Origin of the sequence: Paragemmobacter amnigenus (assembly GCF_009908265.2) — a bacterium.
GTDB classification, from domain to species: domain Bacteria; phylum Pseudomonadota; class Alphaproteobacteria; order Rhodobacterales; family Rhodobacteraceae; genus Paragemmobacter; species Paragemmobacter amnigenus.
On record NZ_JAAATX020000010.1, the window covers coordinates 92612 to 117963 of the forward strand.

General features: G+C 67.1%; 23 protein-coding genes. 8 read left to right on the forward strand and 15 right to left on the reverse strand.

Annotated elements, in window-relative coordinates:
- The 4 genes from GU927_RS14680 to GU927_RS14695 are packed head-to-tail and all read right to left on the reverse strand — an operon-like array spanning position 1 to position 3833.
- Positions 1-837: an ABC transporter permease gene (locus tag GU927_RS14680; RefSeq protein ID WP_161763191.1), complete on the reverse strand. Its 837-nt coding sequence runs from the start codon at positions 835-837 to the stop codon at positions 1-3.
- Complete coding sequence (locus GU927_RS14685; protein WP_161763192.1) at positions 834-1712, reverse strand: ABC transporter permease; 879 nt, start codon at positions 1710-1712, stop codon at positions 834-836. Before GU927_RS14685 ends, GU927_RS14680 begins: the two co-directional genes overlap by 4 nt.
- Positions 1713-1714: 2 nt before the next feature.
- Positions 1715-2785, reverse strand: coding sequence for an ABC transporter ATP-binding protein (locus GU927_RS14690; protein ID WP_161763193.1), 1071 nt, complete (start codon positions 2783-2785; stop codon positions 1715-1717).
- A gap of 22 nt (positions 2786-2807) precedes the next feature.
- Positions 2808-3833, reverse strand: coding sequence for a polyamine ABC transporter substrate-binding protein (locus GU927_RS14695; RefSeq protein ID WP_161763194.1), 1026 nt, complete (start codon positions 3831-3833; stop codon positions 2808-2810).
- 126 nt (positions 3834-3959) lie between these two features.
- Between GU927_RS14695 and GU927_RS14700 the strand changes: the two genes are divergently transcribed.
- Positions 3960-4838 (forward strand): MurR/RpiR family transcriptional regulator, encoded by an 879-nt coding sequence (locus GU927_RS14700; RefSeq protein WP_161763195.1) that lies wholly within the window; start codon positions 3960-3962, stop codon positions 4836-4838.
- Positions 4839-4844: 6 nt separating this feature from the next.
- On the opposite strand, the gene GU927_RS14705 is transcribed toward GU927_RS14700, so the two are convergent.
- From GU927_RS14705 to GU927_RS14750, 10 genes are all read right to left on the reverse strand, one after another.
- Positions 4845-5054 (reverse strand): hypothetical protein, encoded by a 210-nt coding sequence (locus GU927_RS14705; protein ID WP_161763196.1) that lies wholly within the window; start codon positions 5052-5054, stop codon positions 4845-4847.
- Between the two features lie 80 nt (positions 5055-5134).
- Positions 5135-6073, reverse strand: a complete 939-nt coding sequence (locus GU927_RS14710; protein ID WP_161763197.1) for an NAD(P)/FAD-dependent oxidoreductase — start codon at positions 6071-6073, stop codon at positions 5135-5137.
- Positions 6070-6942, reverse strand: a complete 873-nt coding sequence (locus GU927_RS14715; protein WP_161763198.1) for a fumarylacetoacetate hydrolase family protein — start codon at positions 6940-6942, stop codon at positions 6070-6072. The genes GU927_RS14710 and GU927_RS14715 overlap by 4 nt, the downstream gene beginning before the upstream one ends.
- A gap of 12 nt (positions 6943-6954) precedes the next feature.
- Complete coding sequence (locus tag GU927_RS14720; protein WP_161763199.1) at positions 6955-7932, reverse strand: 2-dehydropantoate 2-reductase; 978 nt, start codon at positions 7930-7932, stop codon at positions 6955-6957.
- Positions 7933-7947: 15 nt separating this feature from the next.
- The gene (locus tag GU927_RS14725) at positions 7948-9477 is read right to left on the reverse strand and encodes an acyl--CoA ligase (RefSeq protein WP_161763200.1); all 1530 of its coding nucleotides are present in this window, start codon (positions 9475-9477) and stop codon (positions 7948-7950) included.
- A 34-nt stretch (positions 9478-9511) separates the two neighbouring features.
- Positions 9512-10264, reverse strand: coding sequence for an ABC transporter permease (locus GU927_RS14730; RefSeq protein ID WP_161763201.1), 753 nt, complete (start codon positions 10262-10264; stop codon positions 9512-9514).
- Positions 10265-10270: 6 nt separating this feature from the next.
- Positions 10271-11035, reverse strand: coding sequence for an ABC transporter ATP-binding protein (locus GU927_RS14735; protein WP_232489224.1), 765 nt, complete (start codon positions 11033-11035; stop codon positions 10271-10273).
- Positions 11036-11054: 19 nt separating this feature from the next.
- Entirely contained in the window at positions 11055-11816 is a 762-nt protein-coding gene (locus GU927_RS14740) for an ABC transporter permease (protein ID WP_161763203.1), read from the reverse strand.
- A 70-nt stretch (positions 11817-11886) separates the two neighbouring features.
- Positions 11887-12849: an ABC transporter substrate-binding protein gene (locus tag GU927_RS14745; RefSeq protein ID WP_217765682.1), complete on the reverse strand. Its 963-nt coding sequence runs from the start codon at positions 12847-12849 to the stop codon at positions 11887-11889.
- An 88-nt stretch (positions 12850-12937) separates the two neighbouring features.
- A complete protein-coding gene (locus GU927_RS14750; protein WP_232489225.1) occupies positions 12938-13627 on the reverse strand; it encodes a FadR/GntR family transcriptional regulator in 690 nt (229 codons plus the stop codon).
- A 178-nt stretch (positions 13628-13805) separates the two neighbouring features.
- On the opposite strand from GU927_RS14750, the gene GU927_RS14755 reads away from it, so the two are divergent.
- The 7 genes from GU927_RS14755 (at position 13806) to GU927_RS14785 (ending at position 23353) form a co-directional block, all read left to right on the forward strand.
- Positions 13806-14489, forward strand: a complete 684-nt coding sequence (locus tag GU927_RS14755; protein ID WP_161763205.1) for a fumarylacetoacetate hydrolase family protein — start codon at positions 13806-13808, stop codon at positions 14487-14489.
- A 130-nt stretch (positions 14490-14619) separates the two neighbouring features.
- The gene (locus GU927_RS14760; RefSeq protein ID WP_161763206.1) at positions 14620-16842 is read left to right on the forward strand and encodes an NADP-dependent isocitrate dehydrogenase; all 2223 of its coding nucleotides are present in this window, start codon (positions 14620-14622) and stop codon (positions 16840-16842) included.
- Positions 16843-16991: 149 nt separating this feature from the next.
- A complete protein-coding gene (locus GU927_RS14765) occupies positions 16992-18782 on the forward strand; it encodes a sensor histidine kinase (protein WP_161763207.1) in 1791 nt (596 codons plus the stop codon).
- Positions 18779-20122, forward strand: a complete 1344-nt coding sequence (locus tag GU927_RS14770) for a sigma-54-dependent transcriptional regulator (protein WP_161763208.1) — start codon at positions 18779-18781, stop codon at positions 20120-20122. Before GU927_RS14765 ends, GU927_RS14770 begins: the two co-directional genes overlap by 4 nt.
- Positions 20123-20336: 214 nt before the next feature.
- Positions 20337-21314: a tripartite tricarboxylate transporter substrate-binding protein gene (locus GU927_RS14775; protein WP_161763209.1), complete on the forward strand. Its 978-nt coding sequence runs from the start codon at positions 20337-20339 to the stop codon at positions 21312-21314.
- Positions 21315-21376: 62 nt separating this feature from the next.
- Positions 21377-21835, forward strand: a complete 459-nt coding sequence (locus GU927_RS14780) for a tripartite tricarboxylate transporter TctB family protein (RefSeq protein WP_161763210.1) — start codon at positions 21377-21379, stop codon at positions 21833-21835.
- A 12-nt stretch (positions 21836-21847) separates the two neighbouring features.
- Entirely contained in the window at positions 21848-23353 is a 1506-nt protein-coding gene (locus tag GU927_RS14785; RefSeq protein WP_161763211.1) for a tripartite tricarboxylate transporter permease, read from the forward strand.
- A gap of 42 nt (positions 23354-23395) precedes the next feature.
- Here GU927_RS14785 and GU927_RS14790 read toward each other — a convergent pair whose 3' ends face one another.
- The gene (locus GU927_RS14790) at positions 23396-25327 is read right to left on the reverse strand and encodes an ABC transporter permease (protein ID WP_232489226.1); all 1932 of its coding nucleotides are present in this window, start codon (positions 25325-25327) and stop codon (positions 23396-23398) included.
- Between the last annotated feature and the right edge of the window lie 25 nt (positions 25328-25352).

Genomic DNA, 25352 nt, shown 5'->3' on the forward strand with positions numbered 1-25352 from the left:
TCAGTCGGTCTTTCTGGAACGCAGCCACAGGCCAAGGGCCGCGATGGCGACAGAGGCAAGGATGAGCAGGGTGGCGATGGCATTGATCTCGGGCTTCACGCCGCGCCGGATCATGCCGAAGATGAAGACGGGCAGCGTGGTGTCGCCGGTACCCGAGACGAAATAGGTGATCACCAGATCATCCATCGAGATGACGAAGGCCAGCAGCGCCCCCCCCATGATCCCCGGCGCCAGTTGCGGCAACAGCACCTTGCGCAGCGTCACCCACTCGCTCGCCCCCAGATCGGCCGAGGCCTCCTCCAGCGCGGGGTCCAGCCCCGCCATGCGCGCCTGCACGATGATGAAGACGTAAGAGGTCAGAAAGGTACAATGCCCGATGATGATCGTCAGCAACGACAACTGCATCCCCAGCGTGACGAAAAAGATCAGCAGACCGATACCCAGCACGATGTCCGGCATCATCATGGGCAGCATCAGGAACCCGTCATAGAGCCTTCGGCCCCGGAACCTGAACCGCGCAAGCGCGATGGCCGTGGCGGTTCCCATCACCGTGGCGATGGTGGTGGTAAAGACCGCGACGAACAGCGAATTTCGCAGCGCGGCCAGCATCTGGTCGGTGCTTTCGATATAGGCCGCGCGGCTGTTGGCATCCATCGACCGCTCGGTCAGCCCGAACAGCCCCGTATACCAGTCCAGCGTGAAGCCCTCCCAGATCATCATGTTGACCGGGTTGGCATTGAACGAATAGCCCACGATCACGAAAAGCGGCGCGTAGATGAAGGCGAAGAACAGCAGCGAGAACAGCGTCAGCGCGGCCCAGCCCAGCGGATTCCTCATCGCGTGTCGCTCCGCTTGCGCGCCCGCGTGACCGCCGTCAGCAGCACGACCAGAACGACCGACATGATGATCATCGACAGCGCCGCGCCAAAGGGCCAGTTGCGCGCCGACAGGAACTGCTGCTCCACCAGATTGCCGATCATCAACCCTTTCGCCCCGCCCAGAACGTCGGGGACGATGAAATTGCCGACCGACGGGATGAAGACGATCACCGCGCCCCCCATGATCCCGGGCAGGGTCTGGGGCAGCATCACCTTCACGAAGGTCTGCACCCGCGTCGCGCCAAGGTCCAGCGACGCCTCGACCTGCGCGCGGTCCAGATTGTCGATCGCGCCATAAAGCGGCAGGAACATGAAGGGGATCATCACATAGACCATCCCCAGCACGACGGCCGCGGGGGTATACAGGATCTCCAGCGGCGCCTCGACCAGCCCCGTCGCCATCAGCACCCCGTTCAGCAGGCCCGAAGGTTTCAGGATCAGTAGCCATGCATAAAGCCGCACGATCAGGCTGGAAAAGAACGGCAGCGTGATCAGGAACAGGAACACCAGCCGCCACCGCTGCGGCAGCCGGCTGACCCAGAAGGCCACCGGATAGCACAGCAGCAGACAGATCCCCACCGTCATCGCGGCAAAGCCCAGCGACCGGAACAGGATCGACAGGTAGACCGGCTCGTAGATCTCGGTGATCCCGTCCGCCCAGCCGAAGACGCGCCCGTAGTTCCAGTGGTAGAAGGCCCATTCCACCCCGCCATACAGCCCCGGCGTCAGGACCGAGAACAGCGCGATGATCAGCAGCGGCAGCAGGAAGAACACGCCCAGAAACAGCGTGACCGGCCCCAGCAGCAGCCCGAGGATGACCGATTGCCGCCGCATCCTCACGCCTCGGCCAACAGATGCACGCGGGCCGGATCATGCGCCAGATGCACCGTCTCGCCCGTGGCGGGCAGGCTGGCCACATCGCGTGTGGTCACGCTGATCTCGGGTCCGCCCGCCGCGGGCTGGACGAACAGATGCAGGTCAGCCCCCAGATAGACCGCCCGCGTCACCGTCCCGCGGATGCCCTCGCCCGCAAGGGCAAGGTCGGTGGGACGCAGGATCGCCGTCACCCGCTCGCCCGCCCGCCGCCCCTCGGCCGGGATGGCAAGGACCACCCCCGCATCGGTGCGGGCCAGCGCGGTGGCCCCCTCGATCCGCTCCACCAGGACAGGAAACAGGTTCGTCTCGCCGATGAATTCGGCCACAAAGCGGTTCTTCGGCTGGCGATAGATGTCGCGCGGCGTGCCGATCTGTTCGATCCGGCCCGCCCGCATCACCACGATACGGTCCGACATGGTCAGCGCCTCTTCCTGGTCATGCGTGACAAAGACGAAGGCGATGCCCAGCCGGTGCTGCAAGGCCTTCAGCTCGATCTGCATCTGCTGGCGCAGGTTGCGGTCCAGCGCCGACAGCGGCTCGTCCAGAAGCAGCAGCCGGGGCTTGGCGATGATCGCCCGCGCCAGCGCCACCCGCTGCCGCTGCCCCCCCGAAAGCTGCGACGGCTTGCGCCCGCCCAACCCCGACAGCCCCACCTTTTCCAGCGCCGCCGCCACCTCGGCCTCATAAGTCGCACGGGGCACGCCCTGCACTTCCAGCGCATAGCCCACATTGCGCGCCACGGTCATGTGCCCGAACAGGGCATAGCTCTGGAACACCGTATTCACCGGACGGCGAAAGGGCGGCAGCGCGGCGATATCCGCCCCGTCCAGCCGGATCGTCCCGCCATCCAGCGTCTCGAACCCCGACACCGCCCGCAAGAGCGTTGTCTTGCCACAGCCCGACGGGCCCAGCAGCGTGACGAACTCGTTGGCCCCCACGTCAAGATCCACCCCGTCGAGGGCGGCCAGCCGGCCCCCCTCGGGCGTCACGAATTCGCGCCGCGCGCCGCGGATTTCCAGAAGCGCCGTCATGGCCCTGCCGCCCGTCCCGCCGTCACTGTGCCGTGCGGACGGTGTTCCACGCGCGGTCATACAGCTTCAGCGCCGCCCCGATATCCTCGAAGATCTGCAACCGCGCCATCGTGTCGCCCTGCACGTTGATGTTCGGGTTGGACTTGATGAAATCCGGCGTCAGGTCGTTCGCGGGCACGTTCGGCGTGCCGTTGAACTGCTGTGCCACGTTCAGCGCGGCGATTTCCGGCTTCAGGTAGAACTCCATGAACTTCTTGGCGTTCTCCTTGTTCGGCGCGCTGGCCAGAACGCAGATATTCTCCTGATACATCGTCGCGCCTTCGGTCGGGATGACGTATTTCACGTTCGGCGTCTCGGTGAAGAACACGTTTCCGCCCACAAAGAAATGCGCCGCCGCAATGTCGCCCGAACTCAGCATCGCCATCGATTCATAGGTAAAGGCCGACACTGCCGCCTTCTTCGACAGGATGTAATCCGTCGCCGCCTGCACATCGGCAGGCTCGGCGCTGTTGACCGACTTGCCATTGGCCATCAGCCCGATCGCCAGCACCTCGCGCATGTCGTCCAGCAGCGTGATCTTGCCGCCCGTCTTTTCGGGGATGGCGAAGAAATCCTCCCAGCTTGCGACGGGTCCGGTGACCGTCTCGTTGTAGAACACCCCGACCGTGCCCCAGGCATAGGGCAGGCAGTACTCGCTTTCGGGGTCCTCCTTGGCGCGCAGGAAGGCGGGGTCGATGTTCTTGAAATCGGGATGCTGGTTGATGCCGGTCTTTTCCAGAAGCCCCAGCTTCAGCATGATGTCGTTCATGTGGACCGACGGAAAGACGATGTCATACCCCGTCGCCCCCGCCTGGATCTTCGCCAGCATCTCCTCGTTCGAGGAATAGGTATCCAGCGTGACGGCGATCCCCGTCTCCTCGGTGAATTTCGTCAGAACCTCGGGGTTGATATAATCGCCCCAGTTGTACAGCGACAGCGTCCCCTCGGCCAAAGCCGACCCCGCGACAAGGGAAAAGGCCACGGCAACACACGCGGAATGCATCTTCATCTCTTGGTCTCCCGGTTGGTTCTGCCTCTGTGCCGGGCGCGAAGAACGGGCTTTGCGAGATCGACTCGGGCATGTATCGTTTATGACAGAAGGCTAACATTCGCATTTTTTGCTGTAAACAATATCATGACAAACTCCGCCCCCGATGCCCCGCAAACGCCCTCGGACTCGCCGCTTGCCGCAAGATTGCGCGCGGTGCAGGGCGATCTGACCAGATCCGAGGCGATGATTGCCCAGTGGCTCATGCTGAACGAGGCGGGGCTTGCCATGGAAACCGGCGCCTCCATCGCGGCACGGACCGGCGTTTCCGAAATCACCGTCAGCCGTTTCCTGCGCCGTCTGGGCTTTCGCGGCATGGCCGACCTCAAGGCCGAGATCGGCTCGCCCGCGGCAAGCCTGCACATCCACGCCGCCGAACGCTACATGCGCCTGCTGGATGGCGAGTTGGGAACGCTCCTGCGGCGCGATGCCGATGCCATCCTCGGCCTTGGCGCCCAGATCGCGCGCCCCGAATGGGACTCTGCCATCGCCATCCTCGACCGCGCGGACGAGGTGTTCGTCACCGGGTTCCAGACCGTCCGCGGTCTGGCCGAGGATTTCACCCGCCGTCTGGGCATCGTGCGCGGCTCGGTCCGCTTTGTCGCCGCGCATGACGGCGGGCTTGTGGAATGGGTGCCGTCACAGCGCCGCGCCGACGAGGCGCGCGCGCTGATCCTCGTCGACATGGTCCCCTATGCGCGCGAGGCCGAGGTGGTGGTCCGCACCGCCCGCCGTCTGGGGATCGAGGTCGTGGTCATCACGGACGAACTCAACACATGGGCCCAGCATCACACGCCCTATGTGTTCCACGCCGCCACCAAGGTGGGCGCCTTTCTGGAAAGCACCGGCCCGCTTGCCACGCTCCTCAACCTTGTCACCCACGCCGTCGCGGCCCGCGACCCGGACAAGGCGCAACGCCGCGTCGGATCATGGCCCGCCGTCCTGCGCGATCTGGGGCTCTACTGATCCGCCTCAGCGGATTTCGTCCACCGGACGCAGCGGGTGGATCGAGCCGCGCGGCCCCTGCCCGATATCGGCCAGATCCCGCGTCGACAACCCGACCAGACCGTCCTGCACCCCGCCGCGCCGCTGCGCCCCTGCGGGACGCAACACCCCGGCCAAGGCACGGATCATCCCCGCGATCAGGGGCATCCCGGGGCGGTCACTCTCGATATTCGACATGGGTCTTTCGTCCTGCGGTCTGGCGTGCCGCGCCCCTTCGCGCTTATGCCGCAACCGCACAATGCGGCGAAGTGCCCGACCTACCCCGCCGCCAGAACCGCCGCCGCCAAGGCGGACCCGCTGGCCCAGCCATCCTCGGCCGTCGGGCCAAGGCACCAGTCCCCGCCCAGAAACAGCCGCCCCCCGCTGCCGGTCAGACAGGCCGCGCCCGCCGCAACCTCGGTCAGGGCAAAGCGCCAGCGATGCGCCACGGCATGGACCGCCTCCTCGGGCCTGCGCCCGATCCGCGCGCAAAGCATCGGCAAAAGCCGCCGCGCCACCGTCTCCATTTCCTCTTCCAGATGCGCGCGGCTCAGCCCCGCATCCGCCTGCGCGACAAGGCAGTCCACCCCGCCCCCGCCGCGCCCCGGCTTGCGGCTGTCCATGACGATGCGGTGGAACCCGTCCCCCGCCTGCACATCCCGCCCGTCCGCATCCCCCGCCGCAAAAGCCGCCATCAGCGTCAGGCAGGGGGCCATCCGCACTTCGCCCAGCGCCGCCGGCACGTCCCCTTGCAGAAGCCGCGCCGCCTGTGGCGCGGGCAGGGCCATCACCACGCGGTCGAACCGCTCTTCCCCCGCGGGCGTCACCACGGCGCATTCCCCCGCCCCTGTGCGGACAGCCGCCACCGTCACCTGACCCCGCACATCCAGCCCCGCGCCCAGATGGCGGGCCAGTCCCGACATGCCCGGCAGCCCCACGAACTCGGCCCCCGCCGCCCCCGACGGTGTCCAGCGCGTCCCGGCGCCCGCCTGCACCGCCCCGTCCAGCACCGCCGCAAAGCGCGGATCACGCGGCACCAGCCCCGTCGCGCCATGGTCGAAGGCCAGCCCGTCCCCGGCACGCCGCGTCGCCAGCCGCCCGCCCAGACCCCGCCCCTTGTCGAACACCACCGGCCGCAGCCCCGCCGCGGCCAGCTCCCGCGCACAGGTCAGCCCCGCGATGCCCGCGCCGATGACCGCAACGCGCGGCAGGCTCACCGCCCGCCCCCTGCGGCCGCCTCTGCCTCCACCGGATTGGCGCAGATGCCGATCCCCTCGATCTCCACCTTCACCACCTCGCCCGCGCGCAGCCAGCGCGGCGGGGTGCGGGCATGGCCCACACCGGGCGGCGTGCCCATGGCGATCATGTCGCCCGGCTCCAGCGTGGTGAATTCCGACAGCGTGGCGATGGTGCGCGCGACCGTCCACATCATGTCGGCGGTCGTGGCGTCCTGCAGCACCTCGTCCCCCACCCGCGTGGTGATCCGCAAGCCATGCGCCCCCGCGGGCAGGTCCTCGGGCGTCACCACCACCGGCCCTACCGCCCCCGTCCGGTCGAAATTCTTGCCCGGCGTCCACTGGTGCGTCTTGCGCTGGTAGTCCCGCACCGACCCGTCATTGAAGACCGTATAGCCGAACACATGGTCCAGCGCCGCCGCCTCGGCGATATGCTTGCCGCCCCGCCCGATGATGACCATCAGTTCGGCCTCGTAATCCAGCCGCTCCGAACAGGCGGGCAGCAGCATCGGCGCCCCCGCGGGCAGCATCGAGGTCAGCGTCCGCAAAAACAGCGCCGGATAGGTCGGGATGTCATACCCGCCCTCCTTCACGTGATCGACATAGTTCAGCCCCAGACAGATGATCTTGCCCGGCCGCTCCACCGGCAGGTCGGGGCGGATGTCCGACAGCGCGACCGTGGCCCCCGCCATCCCCTCCTGCCCGATCCGCGCCAGCAGCTCCGGCGCGCGGATCAGCGCCATCAGATCGCTTCCCACCTCCGGATGCGCCGCCGTCAGATCGCGCGCCCGCGCGCCCTCGACCGCAAACACGCCCTTCTTCTGGCCCTGCCAGCCGACCGTCAGCCTCATCCCGCCTGCCCTTCAGTAAAGCCCCGCCACACGCCCGCGCAGCGCGACCAGCGCCAGCACCGTGTCGATGGTCGGCGTGGGCGTGTCCGTGATCCGGCCCAGCTCCTGCACCGACCGCACCAGCGCGTCGATCTCCATCGGCCGCCCCGCATCCAGATCCTGCAACATCGACGTCCGGTGCGCCCCCACCGCCGCGCCGCCGTCGATCCGCCGCTCCACGTCGATGGGAAAGACCACGCCCAGCTTTTCCGCGATCACCTGCGCCTCGACCATCATCCGCCGCGCCACGTCGCGCGTGCCCGGGTCGGTGCACAGCACATCCAGCGTCGCATGGGTCAGCGCCGAGATCGGGTTGAAGGACAGGTTCCCCCACAGCTTCACCCAGATCTCGTCGCGCAGCCGCGGCCTGACCGGCGCCTTCATCCCCGCCGCCTGCAACGCCCCCGACAGCGCCACCGCGCGGTCCGACTTCGACCCGTCCGGTTCGCCCAGCGAAAAGCGGTTGCCCTCGATATGCCGCACCACGCCCGGTTCACTCACCTCGGCCGCCGGATAGACGACACAGCCCAGCACGCGGTCAGGGCCAAAGCCGTTCCACTGCACGTCGCCGGGGTCGACGCTGGCCAGCCGCGTGCCCTCCAGCGCGCCGCCGATCCGGTGGAAATACCACCACGGCACGCCGTTCACCCCCGACACCACCGTCGTCCCCGCCCCGATCAGCGGCTGCATCGCCCCCACCACGGGCGGCACCGAATGGGCCTTCAGCGTGACGATGACATAATCCTGCTCGCCCAGCTCTGCCGCATCGGCACTCGCCCGCACCCGCACGGTCAGCGGCTCCGCCCCCTCTTCCAGCAGCGTCAGCCCCTTGGACTGCACCGCCGCCAGATGCGGCCCCCGCGCCACGACGGACACATCCGCCCCCGCCTGCGCCAGCTTGGCCGCCATATAGCCGCCGATGGCACCGGCCCCGAAAATGCAGATCCTCATCGCCCTACCCCAAGGTCACGCCGGAACGCCCAGACCCAGCTTTTCCGCCAGTCCGATCCGTTGCAGCTTGCCCGTCGCGCCCTTGGGGATCTCGTCCAGGATGACCACCCGCCGCGGCACCTTGAAATCCGCCATCCGGCTGGCGGCGAAATCCCTGATCTCGCGCTCGGTCGCGCTGTGCCCCTCGCGCAGGACGACGGCTGCCGCCACCTCCTCGCCCAGCTTGGGATGCGGCATGGCAAAGGCCACCACCTGCTGCACCGCCGGATGGTCCAGCAGGACGCCATCCACCTCCAGCGGGCTGATCTTCTCGCCCCCGCGGTTGATGATCTCCTTCAGCCGCCCCGTAAGGCGCAGATAACCCTCCTCGTCCAGCGCGCCCTGATCGCCGGTGCGGAACCAGCGCCGCCCCTCCGCCTCGAAGAAGTTCTTGGCATTGGCCTCGGGGTTGCCCTCGTATCCCGGCGTCACGTTGGGGCCGGATATCACCACCTCGCCCGTCCCGTCGACCAGACGGTTCTCCACCTCATGCGCGATCCGCAACAGCGGCCCCGCCGCAATGCCCACCGACCCGGGCTTCTGCGCGCGCGGCGGCAGCGGGTTGCAGGCCATCTGGTGCGCGGCCTCGGTCATGCCATAGGCCTCGATCACCGGCGCGTTGAAGGTTTCCTGCAACTCCACCATCACCTGCGCGGGCAACGACGCCGAGGACGACCGCAGGAACCGCAGCGGATGCGCCGCGATGGTGTCGCGGTTGCGCGCGGCGCGGGCAAGGATCGCCTGATGCATGGTCGGCACGGCGGTATACCATGTGGGCTTCGCCTCGGTCATCCAGCCAAAGAATTTCAGCGCGTCGAACCCCGGCGCGCACCACACCGCCCCGCCCGCAGCCAGCGACGCCGTGACGGCAGCGACCAGCCCGTGGATATGGAACAGCGGCATCACGTTCAGGCAGACATCATCCCCCGTCAGCGCCAGCGACGCCCCGATATGCCGCGCCGAGGCCGCAAGGTTCGACTGCAGAAGCGGCACGATCTTCGGCCGCGACGTCGTCCCCGATGTATGCAGGATCAGCGCGGTCGCCTCCGCCCCCGGCACCCCCGCAGGCGCAGCCTTCCCCGCAGGCCCCGCCAGCCGGAACGCCCCCGCCGGCCCCGCAGCATCCGCCACCAGCCGCAGCACCACCATCCCCAAAGGCTCCGCCGCCGCCAGCGCGGGCCCGTCATAGCCATCGGGCACGACGATGGCCTTGGCCCGCAGATCCTCCAGATAGAAGGCATATTCCTCGCGCTGGTAGGCGGGGTTCAGCGGTGCGGTCACCGCCGCCTGCGCGATGGTGACGAAGGCCGCCGCCATCTCGGGCCCGTTGGGCAGCACGATCGCCACGCGATCCGCCGCCCCCACGCCAAAGCCGCGCAACTGCGCCGCCACATCCGCCGACAGCGCCCTGAGCGTGCCGTAATCCATCCAAGTACGCACCGGTGCCCCGATGGCGCGCGCATGGGCCGTCTTGTCCGCCAGAAGGGCGGCCAGCGTGTCTGTCATTGCCTCTCTCCCCGAAACTCTGCCCCGTCCCGTCTCAGCGGGAGGCGGCGTAATAGGAAACCTTCCGTTCGAGATAGGCCAGGAACTCGGACAAGACAAAGGCCAGACCGAAAAGAACGATCAGCACCGCCCAGAACTCGGCCATCAGGAACTTGCTGGAATAAAGCTCGAACAGCGCGCCGAAGCCCACGATGGAAATCAGCAGCTGCCCGATGATCACGCCCTTGACCGCGCGGATCACCCCGATCCGCACCCCGCCCAGGATTTCCGGCAGCGCCGCCCAGAAATAGACCTTGAAGAACGCATCCAGCGGCGATGCCCCGAAACTCCGCGCCATTTCCACCAGCGACCGGTTGATCTGCCGCACCCCCGCCCGCGCGTTCAGGATGATGATCCAGATGGCGAACAGCGCCGTTGTGATGATCACCGTCTTGGTCCCGAAGCCGAACAGCACCATCAGCACCGGCACCAGCGCCGTCAGCGGCGCCGACAGGAAGATGTTGACCCAAGGCAGCAGCAATTCGTCCAGAATCCGGCTTTTCCCCATCAGGATGCCCACCGGAATCCCGATCACGATGGCAAAGAACACCCCCGCCCAGAAGGCATAGGCCGTGGTCCACAGCGCGCCCAGAAACGCCTTGGTCGGCAGCAGGGCCACCAGCGTGACCAGCACCTCGGAAAACGGCGGGATGAAGAAGGTGAACTCCAGCCGCCCCACCACCTCCCACAACAGCGCCCACAGGATGAGCGACGACAGCGCAGGCAGCCTGTATCCCCAGACGGTCATGCCCCCTCACTCCACATAGCTGCGCAGCGATGCCCAGATACGGTCGACGATGTCGAGGTATTCGGGATCGCGGCGGATGTTGTCCACGCCCTTGTCGCGGAAACTCGAGGGGCGGATGATCTCGGACACGCGGCTGGGCCGCGGCAGCAGGATGGCGATCTGGTCGGACACATAGACCGCCTCCTCGATGGAATGGGTCACGAAGATAAAGGTCTTCTTCTCGTTCTGCACCAGTTGCAGCAGGTCCTCCTGGAACTTCCGCCGCGTCTGCTCGTCCACCGCCGAAAACGGCTCGTCCAGCAGCAGCACCTGAGCATCCACCGACAGCGCCCGCGCCAGACCGACACGCTGGCGCATGCCCCCTGACAACTGGTGCGGATATTTCTTCTCGAACCCCGCCAGACCCACCTCGCGGATGTATTTCTCGGCAATCGCCTCGCGCTCGGACTTCGCCACCCCGCGCAGCTCAAGGCCAAAGGCCACGTTGCGGATCACGCTTGCCCAGGGCAGCAGCGCGAAATCCTGGAACACGAAGGACCGGTCCGGCCCCGGTCCGGTGACGGTCTTTCCGTTCACCTCGATCTGGCCCGACGTGGCGGGCAGAAGCCCCGCGATGATCTTCAGCAGCGTGGTCTTGCCACAGCCCGACGGCCCCAGCAGCGACGTCAGCTCGCCCCGCGGAAAGTCCAGCGACAGATCCTTGAGCGCCTGCACATCGCCATAGACCTTGGACACGTTGCGGACGGAAACGGCGATATCGGTTGCGGACACGGTCGACCGTGCATCTGGCTTAATCTGAGACATATCCACGGTTGTTCCCTTCGAAGAGGACGTTTTCCAGTTTTTCCAGCAGGTTCAGGAAGATCACCGCCAAAAGGATGATCGAGAAGATGGCGGCATACATGCTGGGATAATCGGCGATGGACCGGCTGTAGGTGATGATGTCGCCCACGCCGGTGGGGGTGATCTTCAGTTCCGACAGGATCGCCCCGATGAAGCCCGCCGAAACGCCCAGCCGCAGGCCGGAAAAGATCACGGGCGACGCGGCGGGCAGGATGATCTTCAACAGAACGTCACTGTCCCGCGCCTGGAACGACCGCGCCATCTCCTTCAGCGACCCGGGCGTATTGCGGACCGCCGATGCGGTGTTCAGCACGATCACCGGCATCGCCATGATGCAGACGACAAAGACCTTGGAGGTCAGACCGATGCCATAGACCATCACAAGAATGGGGATCAGCGCGGCCAGCGGCGCCGCCTGCATGACGATGAAAATGGGCGAGAACAGCCAGTCGAAGCGCGAGCTCAGCCCGATCCACAGGCCCAGCCCGATGCCGGTGATGGCCGAGATGGCAACCCCCACCACCAGCGGGCGCAACGTCTCGCCATAGGCGACGAACATCGACCCGTCAAAGATCATCCGGAACAGCGCCAGCATCGAATCGATGAAGGTCGGAAAGGCATAGCTCACCGGAATCCGGCCCGCGATTTCCCACGCACCGAACACGATCGCGGCCGACAGCAGCTTCAGGTAAAGGGATCTGTTCTTCATGGCTCCGTTCCGCCGCGGCTTCGGGAAGGGGCCGCCGGCGCATCGCACCGGCGGCTCGTGTCGTCGGGACTTACTTCATCGCGGCGTCAAGCGGCGCGAAGTACCAGAAGTCCTCGGGGTTCAGCGTGGCCGGATCGCCTTCCAGCTGGCCCGACAGCGCGTACCACTCAAGGTCCGCCGCCGCCGCCTCGCGTCCGCCGCCGTTCGGGTCATAAAGCCCGCCCGCGACCGCCTCGGTGTAGAACCCGTCCAGTTCGGCCAGAACCTCGGCCGGCAACTGGCCGATCGGGCCTTCGGGATCGGTCTCGCGGCTGATGATGGTCGGGTCCTTGGACATGTCCTGCCACACCGAATGCAGCGACTTGACCAGCGTGTTCACCGCCTCTTCGTTTTCCTTAATCCAGTCGAGATTGGCGAACAGCGCCTCGTCGCTGGCCTTCACCTCGAACATGGGCAGGCTGTTGAAGCGGTCCCCCGCCTCGGCGATGATCTTGTTGCGGTTGGACAGGTCAAGGATCGTCGCCTCCGCCTGACCGGCCAGCATGGCGACCACGCGCTTGTCCGACCCCGGCACATAGGACCGCTCGCCGAAGGTGATGCCCTCGCGACTTTCGATCACGTTGGCGATGGCATCCGTGCCGCCGCCCCGCGAATGCAGCATGATCGGCACGCCGTTCAGGTCTTTCAGCGTTTCATACTGCTTCGTCGCCACCGGGAAGAACACCAGACGCGACAGCTGGAAGATGATCCGCACCGGCGCCTTGGACCGCTGCATCGCCGAATAGGGCGTGCCGAAGGCGATATCCATGTCGCCGCTCAGCACGGCCTGGATCGCCAGTTCCTCTTCGGCAAAGGCCGTCCATTCATAGTCGACGCCCGCCGCCTTGGCGCGGTCAAGCGCGACGAAGAACGCGGCCATCTCGTCCGACGGCGGCTCTGCCAGCGCGATACGGATGGTTTCGGCCTGTGCGGCGGACACGATCATGCTGGTCGCGAGCGCGGCACCGGCCAACTTGGCAAAAAACATCTTCATGGCTCTCCTCCCTGAGAATCCGGTCACTGTTCCTTGGTCCGGTCGGGGCTCTTGCCGTCCCCTTGCCGGTATCAGTCTCCCCTGCCCTTCACGCCTCGCCGAACAGCCGCCGCGAGACCGACCCAAGATGGCGACGCATCGCCTCGTAGGCCGCGCCCGCATCGCGCGCGGCGATGGCCGCGGAGATTGCGTCGTGTTCGGCAAAACTCGAATGATCCGGCGAGGGGCGCGCACTCTCGCGCGTCACGCTTCCCCACGCCACCGCGCGGCGCACCTCGTTCAACTGGTCGAACAGCGCCAGCAGAAGCAGGTTGTCCGCCGCCTCGGCGACCGAGCGGTGGAAGATGTCGTCCTGCTCCTCGTATTCCTTCCATGTCGTGGCCGCCTTTGCGCGCTCCACCGCGCGCTGCATCTTCTGCAACGTCTCGCCCGAGGCATTGACCGCCGCTTCGCGCGCGATCGCGGGCTCGATCGCCAGACGCGCCCGCATCATGCGGAAAGGCGTGAGCTGCCGTCCCAGTTCCACCATCGCCCCGCTCGGCGCGCGCGCGGCGGCGGTCCCGTCCGACACAAAGGTGCCCTTGCCCACATGCCGCCAGATCAGCCCGTCCCGTTCCAGCGCATCCAGCGCCTTGCGCAGCGTGGCGCGCGACAGCCCTAGCTCGTCCGAAAGATGCCGCTCCGGCGGCAGCTTCCCACCCCGCTCATAGCCGCGCTCCGTGATGAAGCGGCGCAGCAGCGCAACGGGATCGGCGGTCTGGGGATCGGGATCAAGCAAAACCAATTCTCCTCATTGGTTGACCAATTCTGGTACATTCAGCGGTTTTCAACGTATTCTTTACGGGATCAATGTCAAATTGATTTTCGATTGGACCAAAAACATCGCCATAGCAGGATTGATTTCAAATGGTCGCTGCGTTACCGTCCCCTCCATTCCTTCCCGCAAGAGGCATGACATGACCGATTTCGTGATCCCCGCGCCGCCCGTCCCGACGATTCCGGTCAGCGGGGGCGGGGCCTTCCCCGTGCGCCGCGTCTATTGCATCGGGCGCAACTACGCCGCCCATGCGGTCGAGATGGGCCACGACCCCGATCGCGAACCGCCCTTCTTCTTCCAGAAGAACCCCAACAACCTCGATGCCAGCGGCGAATTCCCCTACCCGCCCCACAGCAACGACGTGCATCACGAAGTGGAACTCGTCGTCGCGCTGAAATCCGGCGGCACCAACATCCCGCTCGACAAGGCTCTGGATCACGTCTGGGGCTATGCCGTCTCGCTCGACATGACCCGCCGCGATTTGCAGGGCGAGGCGAAAAAGCTCGGCCGTCCGTGGGAAATCGGCAAGGCCTTCGAACGTTCCGGCCCCGTCGGCCCGCTGCACCCCGTGGCCAAGACCGGCCACCTCGCCCAGGGCCGGATCGAACTCAAGGTCAACGGCGCGCTGAAACAGGAAGGCGACATGAACCAGATGATCTGGAAAGTGCCCGAGATGATCTCCTACCTGTCCGAATATTTCGAACTGCAGGCGGGCGACGTGATCATGTCCGGCACGCCTGCGGGCGTGGGTGCCGTGGTGCGCGGCGACGTGATGGAAGCCACGATCGAAGGGCTGGGCAGCCTGACGGTGAAAGTGGTTTAATGTCGCAGGCGGCCGCCAAAGCGCCGCAAACAGGGCCGCATCCTGCCGAAGGGCATGATGCGGCCCTTGCCGTACAGGCGCGCAGCCCATAGGACAGCGCTGACCCAATCCGAACCAGACAGGCCCGCACATGACCGACTCCTCCGCCCCGGATATCATCGTCACCAAGGTCGACGAGGCACCGCAGCTCGCCTCGGCCTCGCTCCTGCCGATCATCCGCAGCTTCGCCGCCGCGGCAGGCGTGACGGTCGGCACCCGCGACATCTCGCTCGCCGGGCGCATCATCGCGGCCTTCCCCGAACGCCTGACCGATGCCCAGCGCCAGCCCGACGATCTGGCCGATCTGGGCAAGCTGGTCACCACGCCCGCCGCCAATGTCATCAAGCTGCCCAACATCTCGGCTTCCGTCCCGCAGCTCGTCGCCGCGATCAAGGAACTCCAGTCGCAGGGCTACGACCTGCCCGACTACCCCGAGAACCCCGCCTCCGACGCCGAAAAGGAAGCCCGCCGCCGCTATGACGCGATCAAGGGCTCGGCCGTGAACCCCGTCCTGCGCGAAGGCAACTCCGACCGCCGCGCCGCCGTCGCGGTCAAGAACTACGCCAAGGCCAACCCCCATTCGATGGGCGCTTGGGCCGCCGACAGCAAGACGCATGTCTCCACCATGTCCTCGGGCGATTTCCGCTCGAACGAGAAATCGGTGACGCTGACCGCCGCACAGGCCGGCGCCGCGCGGATCGAACACGTGGCCAAGGACGGCACCGTCACCGTCCTCAAGGACGGGGTGACCTACCCCGCGGGCACGGTGGTCGACGCCACCTTCATGTCTGTCAAGGCTCTGCAATCCTTCCTCGCCGCACAGGTGCAGGCGTCCAAGGACAAGGGCGTGCTCTTCTCCATCCACCTCAAGGCCACGATGATGAAGATCTCGGACCCGATCATCTTCGGCCATGCCGTGCGCGCCTTCCTCGCGCCCGTCTTCGACCGCCACGGCGACGCCTTCCGCGCGGCGGGGGTCGACCCGAACTCGGGCCTCGGCGTCATGCTCGACCGCATCGCCACCATGCCCGACGGCGCGAAGATCGAGGCCGAGATCACCGCCCTCATGGCCGAACGCGCGCCGCTCTACATGGTGAACTCGGACAAGGGCATCACCAACCTGCACGTCCCCTCGGACGTGATCGTCGACGCCTCCATGCCCGCCCTCATCCGCGCGGGTGGCAAGGGCTGGGGCCCCGACGGCAAGGCCGCCGACACCAACTGCGTGATCCCCGACAGCTCCTACGCCGCCGTCTACGAAGAGACGATCAATTACTTCAAGGCGACCGGCGCGCTCGACCCCGCCACCGCGGGCACGGTGCAGAACATCGGCCTGATGGCCCAGAAGGCCGAAGAATACGGCTCGCACCCCACCACCTTCGAGATCGCCGCCGACGGCATCGTCCGCGTGATCGCCGCCAATGGCGACATCCTGCACGAACATGCCGTGGAAAAGGGCGACATCTGGCGCGCCGCCTCCACCCGCAAGGCCCCGATCGAGGATTGGGTCCGCCTCGCCATCGACCGCCAGCGCGCCGAAGGCTGCCAGGCCATCTTCTGGCTGGACGAGAACCGCCCGCATGACGCCGAGCTGATCAAATACGTCAAGCCGATCCTCGCCGCCGCAGGCGTGGCCGACCGCTTCCGGATCCTCTCGCCGCAACAGGCCACGCGCGTCTCGCTCGAAACCATCCGCAAGGGCGAAAACTCCATCGCCATCACCGGCAACGTGCTGCGCGACTACCTGACCGACCTGTTCCCCATCCTCGAACTGGGCACTTCGGCCAAGATGCTGTCGATCGTCAAACTGATGAACGGCGGCGGCCTGTTCGAGACGGGCGCGGGCGGTTCCGCCCCCAAGCACGTCCAGCAGCTGATCGAGGAAAACCACCTGCGCTGGGACTCCCTGGGCGAATTCTGCGCGCTGGGGGAAAGCTTCAAGTTCCTCGCCGACGTGAAGGGCAATGCCAAGGCCCGCATCCTCGGCAAGGCGGTCGATCTTGCCACCCAAGGCATCCTTGACCACGACCGCTCGCCCAAGGGCCGCGTCGGCCAGACCGACAACCGTGACAGCCACTTCTACTTCGCCCTCTACTGGGCGCAGGCACTGGCGGCCCAGACCGAAGACGCCCAGCTTGCCGCCCATTTCGCCCCCATCGCCAAGGCGCTGGCCGAGAACGAGGGCAAGATCCTCGCCGAAATCGCGGCGGTGCAGGGCAAACCTGCCGATCTGGGCGGCTACTACCACACCGACCCCGCCAAGACCGAGGCGATCATGCGCCCGTCCCGCGTCTTTGCCGACATCATCGGCTGAACCGGCTGACCGCCCGATCAGGGCCTGACAGAACGGGGCGGCGGACATTGATCCGCCGCCCTTTTCCATTCCCGCACCGCCCGCTGACCCGCCTAGACGGGCGGTGCCGGATTGGTCATGCTCTGCCTTGGACAAGGGCAAAGGGAACCATGACGCGCTGGCCGACCATCCGGATCGCGATCCTTCTGGCAGGGCTCTGCCTCATCGTGACCGTCGCCATCGCCCGCCTTGCCACCCACAACGCCCTGTCCGAAGGCCGCGACAGGGCCGAGGCCACGCTGCGCCAGACCGTCAACGCGCTAGACGGCCACCTGCGCCGGTTCGAGGCCATCCCCCAGCTTCTGGCCGACCGCAGCGAACTGCGCCGCTTCCTCGCAGGCCCGCGCAGCGCCGCCGACATCGCCGTAATGAACCGCTGGCTCGCGGCGACCAACGCCACCATCGACTCGTCCGACCTCTACCTCATCACCCCCGACGGCACGACCGTCGCCGCCTCGAACCACGATCGCCCCGACAGCTTCATCGGCCAGAACTTCGCCTACCGCCCCTATTTCACCCAGGCCGTGGCAGGCGGATCGGGCCGCTTCTTCGCACTCGGCACCACCTCGGGCGTGCGCGGCTACTACTTCGCCAGCCCCGTGCATGGCGATGCGGGGCAGGTCACCGGCGTTGTCGCGCTGAAAATCGGGGTGGACGATCTGGAAAGCGGATGGCGCGCGCGGGAATACGAAACCCTCGTCACCGATCCGGAAGGCATCGTCTTCATGGCGACACAGCCAGACTGGCGCTACAGGGGCCTGTTGCCCCTGACGCCCGACCGTGTGGCCCGCACCACCGCCTCGCGCCGCTATTCCGACATGCCGCTGGTGGAACTGGACCTGTCGACCCGCACCGAGGCGGGCTTCGACCTGATGTCCCTGACCACGCCCGATGGCGTGCGGCACGAATACGTCACCACCACGCGCGCCATGCCGCAGGCGGGCTGGACCGTGCATGTCATCCTCGACACCGCCCCCCTGCGCGCGCAGGCCCGCCTTCTGGTGGCAGCGGTCGTGCTGCTGATGGCGGGGGCGCTCTCGCTCGGCTGGGCACTGGTGCAGCGCCGCGCGCGGCTGGCCGAACGCATCGCGATGCAGGCGGCAGCGCAGGCGGAACTGGAACGGCAGGTGGCCGAACGCACCGCCGACCTGACCGCCGCCAATGCCGAACTGCACCGGATGCAAAACGACATGGTGCAGGTGGGCAAGCTCGCCGCGCTGGGGCGCATGTCCGCCGCCCTCAGCCACGAGATCAACCAGCCCCTCGCCGCCGCGCGCAACTATGCCGACAGCGCCGCCCTTCTGATCGACCGTGGCGACCTGCCCCGCGCGCGCGAAAACCTCGGCCACATCCTGTCGCTCATCGACCGCATGGCGACCATCGCCCGCCACCTTCGCAACGTCGCCCGCAAGCCCGACGAAAAGCTCCACCCCGTCGACCTTGCCGCCGTCGTGGCCGATGCCCTGCGGATTGCCGAAACCCGCCTGCGCGCCTCGGACCTCTCGGTCACGCTGGACATTCCCGCCGACCTGCCCCCCGTGCGCGGCGGCCCCGTGCGCCTGCAACAGGTGATCGTCAACCTCCTCTCCAACGCCGCCGACGCGATGGAGGGTTGCGCGGGCGGCACCATCGACATTTCGGCACGGGCCGAAGGCGCGACCGTCCTCCTGTCCGTCCGCGACCACGGCACGGGCATCCCCGCCAGCATCGCGGACCGCATCCTCGACCCCTTCTTCACGACCAAGGCCGTGGGCTCCGGCCTCGGGCTCGGCCTGTCGATCAGCTACAACATCCTCAAGGATTTCGGCGGCGACCTGCGGATGTCGAACCACCCCGACGGCGGCGCGCTGTTCGAGGTGGTGCTGAAATCCGCCGGACGCCGCGACATGGCCGCCGAATGAAACAGACCATCCTGCTGATCGACGATGACGAGGCGATGCGCCGCTCCACCGAACAGGCGCTCGAACTGGCTGGCTATGACGTCCACAGCTTCGCCACCGCCGAAGAGGCGCTGACAACCGCGGGGCCCAGCCTGAACGGCGTGATCGTGACCGATATCCGCATGCCCGGCATGGACGGCATGACGCTTCTCGAACGCATCCGCGACCTTGACCCCGACCTTCCCGTAATCCTCGTCACCGGCCATGCCGATGTCAGCCTCGCCGTCACCGCCATGCGGCGGGGGGCCTATGACTTCATCGAAAAACCCTTCTCGGTGCAGGCTCTGGGCAGCGTGCTGCGCCGCGCGCTGGACCACCGCGCGCTGGTCATCGAAAACCGCCGCCTCCGCGCCGCCGCAGGCCAGCGTGACGACCTCGAAGCCCGCCTTCCCGGCCGCTCGGCGGCGATGATCGACCTGCGCCGCCTGATCCGCACCCTCGGCCCGTCCGAGACAGACATCCTGATCACCGGCCCCACCGGCAGCGGCAAGGAAGTCACGGCCCGCGCCCTGCACGACCTGTCGCCCCGCGCAGCCCGCCCCTTCGTCGCCATCAACTGCGCCGCCCTCCCCGCCGCCCTGATCGAGAGCGAGCTTTTCGGTCACGAAGCCGGCGCCTTCCCCGGTGCGATGCGGCCCCGCTACGGACGCTTCGAACATGCCCGCGGCGGGACGATCCTTCTGGACGAGATCGGGTCCATGCCCCTCGACCTTCAGGCCAAACTCCTGCGCGTGCTGCAGGAACGGGTCATCACCCGCCTCGGCTCCAACGATCCCGTGGCGCTGGATGTCCGCTTCATCGCCACCTCCAAGGCCGACCTCGCCGCCGCCGTGGCACAGGGCAGCTTCCGCGCCGACCTCTTCTACCGGCTCAATGTCGCCACCCTCCGCCTGCCCGCACTTTCGGACCGGCGCGAGGATGTGCCCGTCCTCTTCCTCCACCTCCTGCGCGAGGCCGCCGCCCGCCACGGGGTCGAAGACCGCCTTCCCGACCCCGACCTTTTGGCCCTGCTCTCGGCGCGCGACTGGCCGGGCAATGTGCGCGAACTCCGCAATGCCGCCGACCGTCTGGTCCTCGGCCTCGACTGGGCCGAAGGCGAGACCACCCCCTCGCCCCGCCTTGCCGACCGCGTGGCGCTTTACGAACGCAGCGTCATCGCGGGCACCATTGCCGCCCATGGCGGCCACCTGCGCCGCGTCTACGAACAGCTCGGCATCAGCCGCAAGACGCTCTACGAAAAGATGGTCAAGCACGGGCTGGACCGCCGCCTCCTGTCCGAACCGGGCGAAGACGACGACTGACCCCGTCCCGCCGCGGCAACCTTGGGTGGGAATCCACCCAGCCGCGCAGGGGCGATGTTTCCTTTTCCACCCATCCGGCGTTGTGCAGGGCGAGAAACCCGTCGCGCCCCGCGCCATCCGCTTTGCGTTGCGCGGCCCCGACCGGTTTCGTGATCGCAACCGCACGGCAGAGGAGGCCGCGCGGGGCACCATAAGCCATGTCTGGGAGGACAGAATGACCACCATCAAACTGCTCGCCGGTCTTGCCACCGGCGCGATCCTGACCGCATCCACCGCCCTCGCACAGGGCTACCCCGACCGCCAGATCACCATGGTCGTCCCCTTCGCCGCGGGCGGGCCGACCGATACCGTGGGCCGCCTGATCGCGGAACGCATGTCCGCCGACCTCGGCCAGCAGATTATCGTGGAAAACGTCGGCGGCGCGGGCGGCACGCTCGGCGCCGGTCAGGTCGCGGGGGCCGAGGCGGACGGCTATACCATCCTTCTGCACCACATCGGCATGGCGACCTCTGCCACGCTCTACCGCAGCCTGCCCTACAGCCCGCAAGAGGCGTTCGACTATGTGGGCCTCGTCACCGAAGTGCCCATGACCATCGTCGCGCGCAAGGATTTCGAACCCGCCGACTTCGCCGCGCTCGTGACCTATGTGAAGGAAAACGCCGACACGATCACCATGGCCAATGCGGGCATCGGCGCGGCCTCGCACCTGTGCGGGATGCTCTTCATGCAGGCGGTCGAGGCGCCCATCGTCACCGTTCCCTACAAGGGCACGGGTCCGGCCATGACCGAACTTCTGGGCGGGCAGATCGACATCATGTGCGACCAGACCACCAACACCGCCGAACAGATCAAGGGCGGCACGATCAAGGGCTATGCCGTGACCACGCCTGCGCGTCTGGACATCTTCCCCGACCTGCCCACCGTGGCCGAGGGCGGCTTTGCGAACATGGAAGTCTCGGTCTGGCACGGCCTCTACGCCCCCAAGGGCACCCCGCCCGAGGCTCTGGCGCGCCTGACGCAGTCGCTGCAATCGGCACTGGCCGATCCGGGCATCGCGGAAAAGCTGGCCGAACTCGGCACCGCCCCCTCGCCCGCCACCGACGCCACGCCCGAGGCGCTGAAGGCCAAGCTCGATGCCGAGATCGCCCGCTGGAAGCCGGTGATCGAAGCCGCAGGCGTCTACGCAGACTGACCGGCCAACAGGGGGTCGCGCGCCGCGCGGCCCCCTTTCCCCCTGCCAAGGCGCGCATTGCCATGAAAACCGTCGACCGCACCGATGCCGCCGCAGGCATCCTCTTCCTGCTTTTCGCCCTGTATTTCGGCCTGCAATCGCTGGGTCTGGAACTCGGCACCGCCTTCCGCATGGGACCGGGCTACTTCCCGCTCGTGCTGTCCTGCGTGCTGGCGGGCTTCGGCCTGCTGGTGCTGTTCAACGCCTTCAAATCCGGCAGCGCAACGGATGCCGGTACGCTGGCATGGCGCGGGATGCTCTTCATCCTGCCCGCGCCTGTCTTCTTCGGGCTCACGGTGCGCGGGCTGGGCTTTGTTCCGGCGATCTTCCTGACCACGCTGATCGCGGGCCTTGCCTCGCTGAAGATGCGCCTGCACTGGGCGCTGCTGCTGGCCGTGGGCGTCACGCTCTTCTCGACCCTCGTCTTCTCCTATGCCCTCGGCCTGCCATTCCGGCGCTTCGGCCCGTGGCTTTCCTTCTGAAAGGGGCCGTCCATGGACCTGCTTTCCAACCTCGCGCTTGGCTTTGCCACGGCGGCCAGCCCCGAAAACCTGCTCTTCTGCCTGATCGGGGTCATCCTCGGCACGCTGATCGGGGTGCTTCCGGGCATCGGGGCCACGGCGACCATCGCCATGCTCCTGCCCATCACCTTCCAGCTCGAGCCCGTCTCGTCGCTCATCATGCTGGCGGGCATCTATTACGGCGCGCAATATGGCGGCTCGACCACCGCCATCCTGATCAACATGCCGGGCGAAAGCTCCTCCGCCGTCACCGCCATCGACGGCTACCAGATGGCGCGTCGGGGCAAGGCGGGCACGGCGCTGGCCGTCGCGGCGCTGGGGTCGTTCTTTGCCGGAACCGTGGCGACGCTGCTGGTGGCGCTCTTTGCGCCGCCGCTGACCGCCATCGCGCTGAAATTCGGCGCGGCAGAGTATTTCAGCCTCATGGTCCTCGGCCTCGTCTCGGCCATCGCGCTGGCGCACGGGTCCATCCTCAAGGCGCTGGCGATGGTCGTGCTGGGCCTGCTGCTGGGCCTTGTGGGCACCGACATCTATTCCGGCACCCCGCGCTTCACCCTCGGCATCCCCGAATATGCCGACGGGCTGAACTTCGTGGCCCTCGCCGTGGGCGTCTTCGGGATCGCTGAAATCCTGCGCAACCTCGAAGGCGAACAGGACCGCACGGTGCTGGGAACAAAGCTCGGCGGCCTGTTTCCGTCACGCGCGGACCTAAAGGCGATGGTCGCCCCCATGATGCGCGGCACCGCGGTCGGCTCCGTCCTCGGCATCCTGCCGGGCGGCGGGGCGGTGCTGGCCTCCTTCGCGTCCTACACGATGGAAAAGCGGATATCCGACCACCCCGAAGACTTCGGCAAGGGTGCCATCGCCGGTGTCGCGGGGCCGGAATCGGCCAACAACGCGGGCGCGCAGACCAGCTTCATCCCGCTCCTGACGCTGGGCATCCCCGCCAATCCGGTCATGGCGCTGATGGTGGGCGCCATGATCATCCAGGGGATCGTGCCGGGCCCCAATGTCGCCACCGAACAGCCCGCGCTGTTCTGGGGAATCATCGCCAGCATGTGGATCGGCAACCTCATGCTCGTGGTGCTGAACCTGCCGCTGATCGGGCTGTGGGTGCGGCTTCTGAAGGTGCCCTATCACGTGCTGTTTCCGGTCATCATGGCCTTCTGCTCCATCGGCGTCTATTCGGTGAACGCCAATGTCTTCGACCTGTTTGCCGTCGCCTTCTTCGGCCTTCTGGGCTATGCGCTCATCAAACTGCGCTGCGAACCCGCGCCACTCCTGCTGGGCTTCGTCCTTGGCCCGATGCTCGAGGAAAACCTGCGCCGCGCCATGATCCTCGGCCGCGGCGATCCGTCGATCTTCGTCACCCGCCCGATCAGCCTGACACTGTTGCTGCTGACCGTGGCGGTCCTCGTGATCGTCCTCCTCCCCGCCATCCGCAAGAAGCGGGACGAGGTCTTTGTCAAGGCCGACTGAACCCGCAGGGGACCGGCGCGCCACCCGCGCCGGTCCCGCGCGCTAGACTCCGGTCCGCAGGGCCGCGCCCCGTTCGCGCGACCATGTCAGCAACAGGTGGTCCACCATCAACCCGATGAAGGCCACGGCAAAGCCCAGCGTCAGCCCCTTGCCCACATCCGTGGTGGACAGCGCCCGCTGCATCTCCTGCCCCAGATCCTGCGTCCCGATGAAGGCCGCGATGATCACCATGAACAGCGCGAACATGACCGACTGGTTCGCCCCCACCAGCAGCGTCGGCACCGCCAGCGGCAGCTTCACCCGCCACATCACCTGCCGCCGGTTCGCCCCCGACATCTCGGCCGCTTCCACCACCTCGGACGGCACGCCGCGCAGCCCCTCGATCGTGTAGCGCACGATGGGCACCGTGGCGAAGACCATCACCGCCGCAACCACCGCCACGTCATTCACGCCGAACAGCATGATCACGGGGATCAGGTAGATGAAGCTGGGGAAGGTCTGGAGCGTGTCACAGACCAGCAGCACCCGCCCCGCCCGCGCCGGTTTCGCCGCGCCGTAAAGACCCAGCGGCAACCCCACCGCCAGCGCCAGCGCCACCGACACCGCCACCATGTAGACCGTGATCATCGCCCGGTCCCACCACCCCGACAGCGCGATGGGCAGGAAGAAGGCCAGACAGACCAGCGCCGACCGCTGCCCCCCCACGCGCCAGCCGACACCCGCCAGAAAGATCAGGACCGCCAGCACGGGCAGCGCAAGGAACCCGTCACGCAGCGGGATCAGAACCCATGTGATCAGGAACCAGCGCAGCCAGTCCGTCACCGGCCCGACGCCCGTAATGACCACATCCACCACCGCATCGACCGGCCCCGCAAGGCTCAGCGCCTGCTTGCGCTCCACCTCGACGAAATAGGGGCTCAGCTGGGCAAGGATCACCCCCGCCACCACGATCCCCAGCCAGACCAGCGCCATCCGGTGGCGCAGCGCAAAGGACGCCCCCGCCGCATGATGCACCGGCTGCCGGTGCGCCCAGGCCTTGGTCAGCCGGTCCAGCACCACGGCCAGCAGGACGATGGTGATCCCGATCTCCACCGACAGCCCGATCTTCAGCGCCTGCAGCAGTTGCAACAGCTTCTGCCCCAGCCCGGGCATCCCGATGAAGGACGCCAGCACCACCATCGCAAGGCTTTGCATGATGACCTGATTGACCCCGATCAGCAGTTCCGTCCGCGCTGCGGGCAACCGCACCCGCGTCATCAGCTGCCACCGCGTCGTGCCGCACATCTTGCCGCTCTCGATGATCTCGGGCGACACGCCGCGCAGGCCCAGCATCGTCATGCGGATCATGGGCGGGACGGAAAAGATGATGGTGACGATGGCCCCCGCCTTTGGCCCCACGCCGATGAAGACGACGACGGGGATCATATAGGCGAAATGCGGCATCGACTGCGCGATGTTCAAAAGCGGGTTCAGAACCCGCTCCACCCCGCGCCACCGCCATGCCGCGATGCCCGCCAGCAACCCCAGCGCCACCGACAGCGGCGCCGCCACGACGATGACCGACAGCGTCTCCATCGCCCATTTCCACTGGCCCATCACCGCGATCCAGACAAAGGTCCCGCCCGACAGCGCCGCCAGCCGCCACCCGCCCAGCGCATGGCCGATCACCGCCATGGTGCCTGCGATCACCACCCACGGGATCGGCCCCAGATCGGGCCAGCGCGACTTGCCGTAAAGCAGGTTCGCCGTCACATCGAGCAGGAATTCCACCACATCCGCAAAGGCGCGGGTAAAGGCCATCAATCCCAGATCGTCGCGCAGGAAGGCAAAGCCCGCATTGATCCAGTCGGCAAAGGGCAGCACCATCCCCTCGGGCAGGCGCATCACCCAGTCCGGCAACACCCCCTTCAGAACGACCAGCGCCAGCGCCACCGCCAGCAATCCGCGCGCCACCGTCACACGATCGGGGCGCATTCCCCCCGCCGCGACCCGCACCCCC

What these genes read in the sequence shown, in the direction of transcription:
- GU927_RS14720 (WP_161763199.1), bottom strand. Translation starts at nt 7,932, where the DNA reads ATGAGGATCTGCATTTTCGGGGCCGGTGCCATCGGCGGCTATATGGCG.
- GU927_RS14770 (WP_161763208.1), top strand. Translation starts at nt 18,779, where the DNA reads ATGAAACAGACCATCCTGCTGATCGACGATGACGAGGCGATGCGCCGC.
- GU927_RS14745 (WP_217765682.1), bottom strand. Translation starts at nt 12,849, where the DNA reads ATGAAGATGTTTTTTGCCAAGTTGGCCGGTGCCGCGCTCGCGACCAGC.
- GU927_RS14785 (WP_161763211.1), top strand. Translation starts at nt 21,848, where the DNA reads ATGGACCTGCTTTCCAACCTCGCGCTTGGCTTTGCCACGGCGGCCAGC.
- GU927_RS14755 (WP_161763205.1), top strand. Translation starts at nt 13,806, where the DNA reads ATGACCGATTTCGTGATCCCCGCGCCGCCCGTCCCGACGATTCCGGTC.
- GU927_RS14780 (WP_161763210.1), top strand. Translation starts at nt 21,377, where the DNA reads ATGAAAACCGTCGACCGCACCGATGCCGCCGCAGGCATCCTCTTCCTG.
- GU927_RS14725 (WP_161763200.1), bottom strand. Translation starts at nt 9,477, where the DNA reads ATGACAGACACGCTGGCCGCCCTTCTGGCGGACAAGACGGCCCATGCG.
- GU927_RS14775 (WP_161763209.1), top strand. Translation starts at nt 20,337, where the DNA reads ATGACCACCATCAAACTGCTCGCCGGTCTTGCCACCGGCGCGATCCTG.
- GU927_RS14765 (WP_161763207.1), top strand. Translation starts at nt 16,992, where the DNA reads ATGACGCGCTGGCCGACCATCCGGATCGCGATCCTTCTGGCAGGGCTC.
- GU927_RS14730 (WP_161763201.1), bottom strand. Translation starts at nt 10,264, where the DNA reads ATGACCGTCTGGGGATACAGGCTGCCTGCGCTGTCGTCGCTCATCCTG.
- GU927_RS14740 (WP_161763203.1), bottom strand. Translation starts at nt 11,816, where the DNA reads ATGAAGAACAGATCCCTTTACCTGAAGCTGCTGTCGGCCGCGATCGTG.
- GU927_RS14685 (WP_161763192.1), bottom strand. Translation starts at nt 1,712, where the DNA reads ATGCGGCGGCAATCGGTCATCCTCGGGCTGCTGCTGGGGCCGGTCACG.
- GU927_RS14700 (WP_161763195.1), top strand. Translation starts at nt 3,960, where the DNA reads ATGACAAACTCCGCCCCCGATGCCCCGCAAACGCCCTCGGACTCGCCG.
- GU927_RS14790 (WP_232489226.1), bottom strand. Translation starts at nt 25,327, where the DNA reads ATGCGCCCCGATCGTGTGACGGTGGCGCGCGGATTGCTGGCGGTGGCG.
- GU927_RS14705 (WP_161763196.1), bottom strand. Translation starts at nt 5,054, where the DNA reads ATGTCGAATATCGAGAGTGACCGCCCCGGGATGCCCCTGATCGCGGGG.
- GU927_RS14715 (WP_161763198.1), bottom strand. Translation starts at nt 6,942, where the DNA reads ATGAGGCTGACGGTCGGCTGGCAGGGCCAGAAGAAGGGCGTGTTTGCG.
- GU927_RS14680 (WP_161763191.1), bottom strand. Translation starts at nt 837, where the DNA reads ATGAGGAATCCGCTGGGCTGGGCCGCGCTGACGCTGTTCTCGCTGCTG.
- GU927_RS14690 (WP_161763193.1), bottom strand. Translation starts at nt 2,785, where the DNA reads ATGACGGCGCTTCTGGAAATCCGCGGCGCGCGGCGCGAATTCGTGACG.
- GU927_RS14695 (WP_161763194.1), bottom strand. Translation starts at nt 3,833, where the DNA reads ATGAAGATGCATTCCGCGTGTGTTGCCGTGGCCTTTTCCCTTGTCGCG.
- GU927_RS14760 (WP_161763206.1), top strand. Translation starts at nt 14,620, where the DNA reads ATGACCGACTCCTCCGCCCCGGATATCATCGTCACCAAGGTCGACGAG.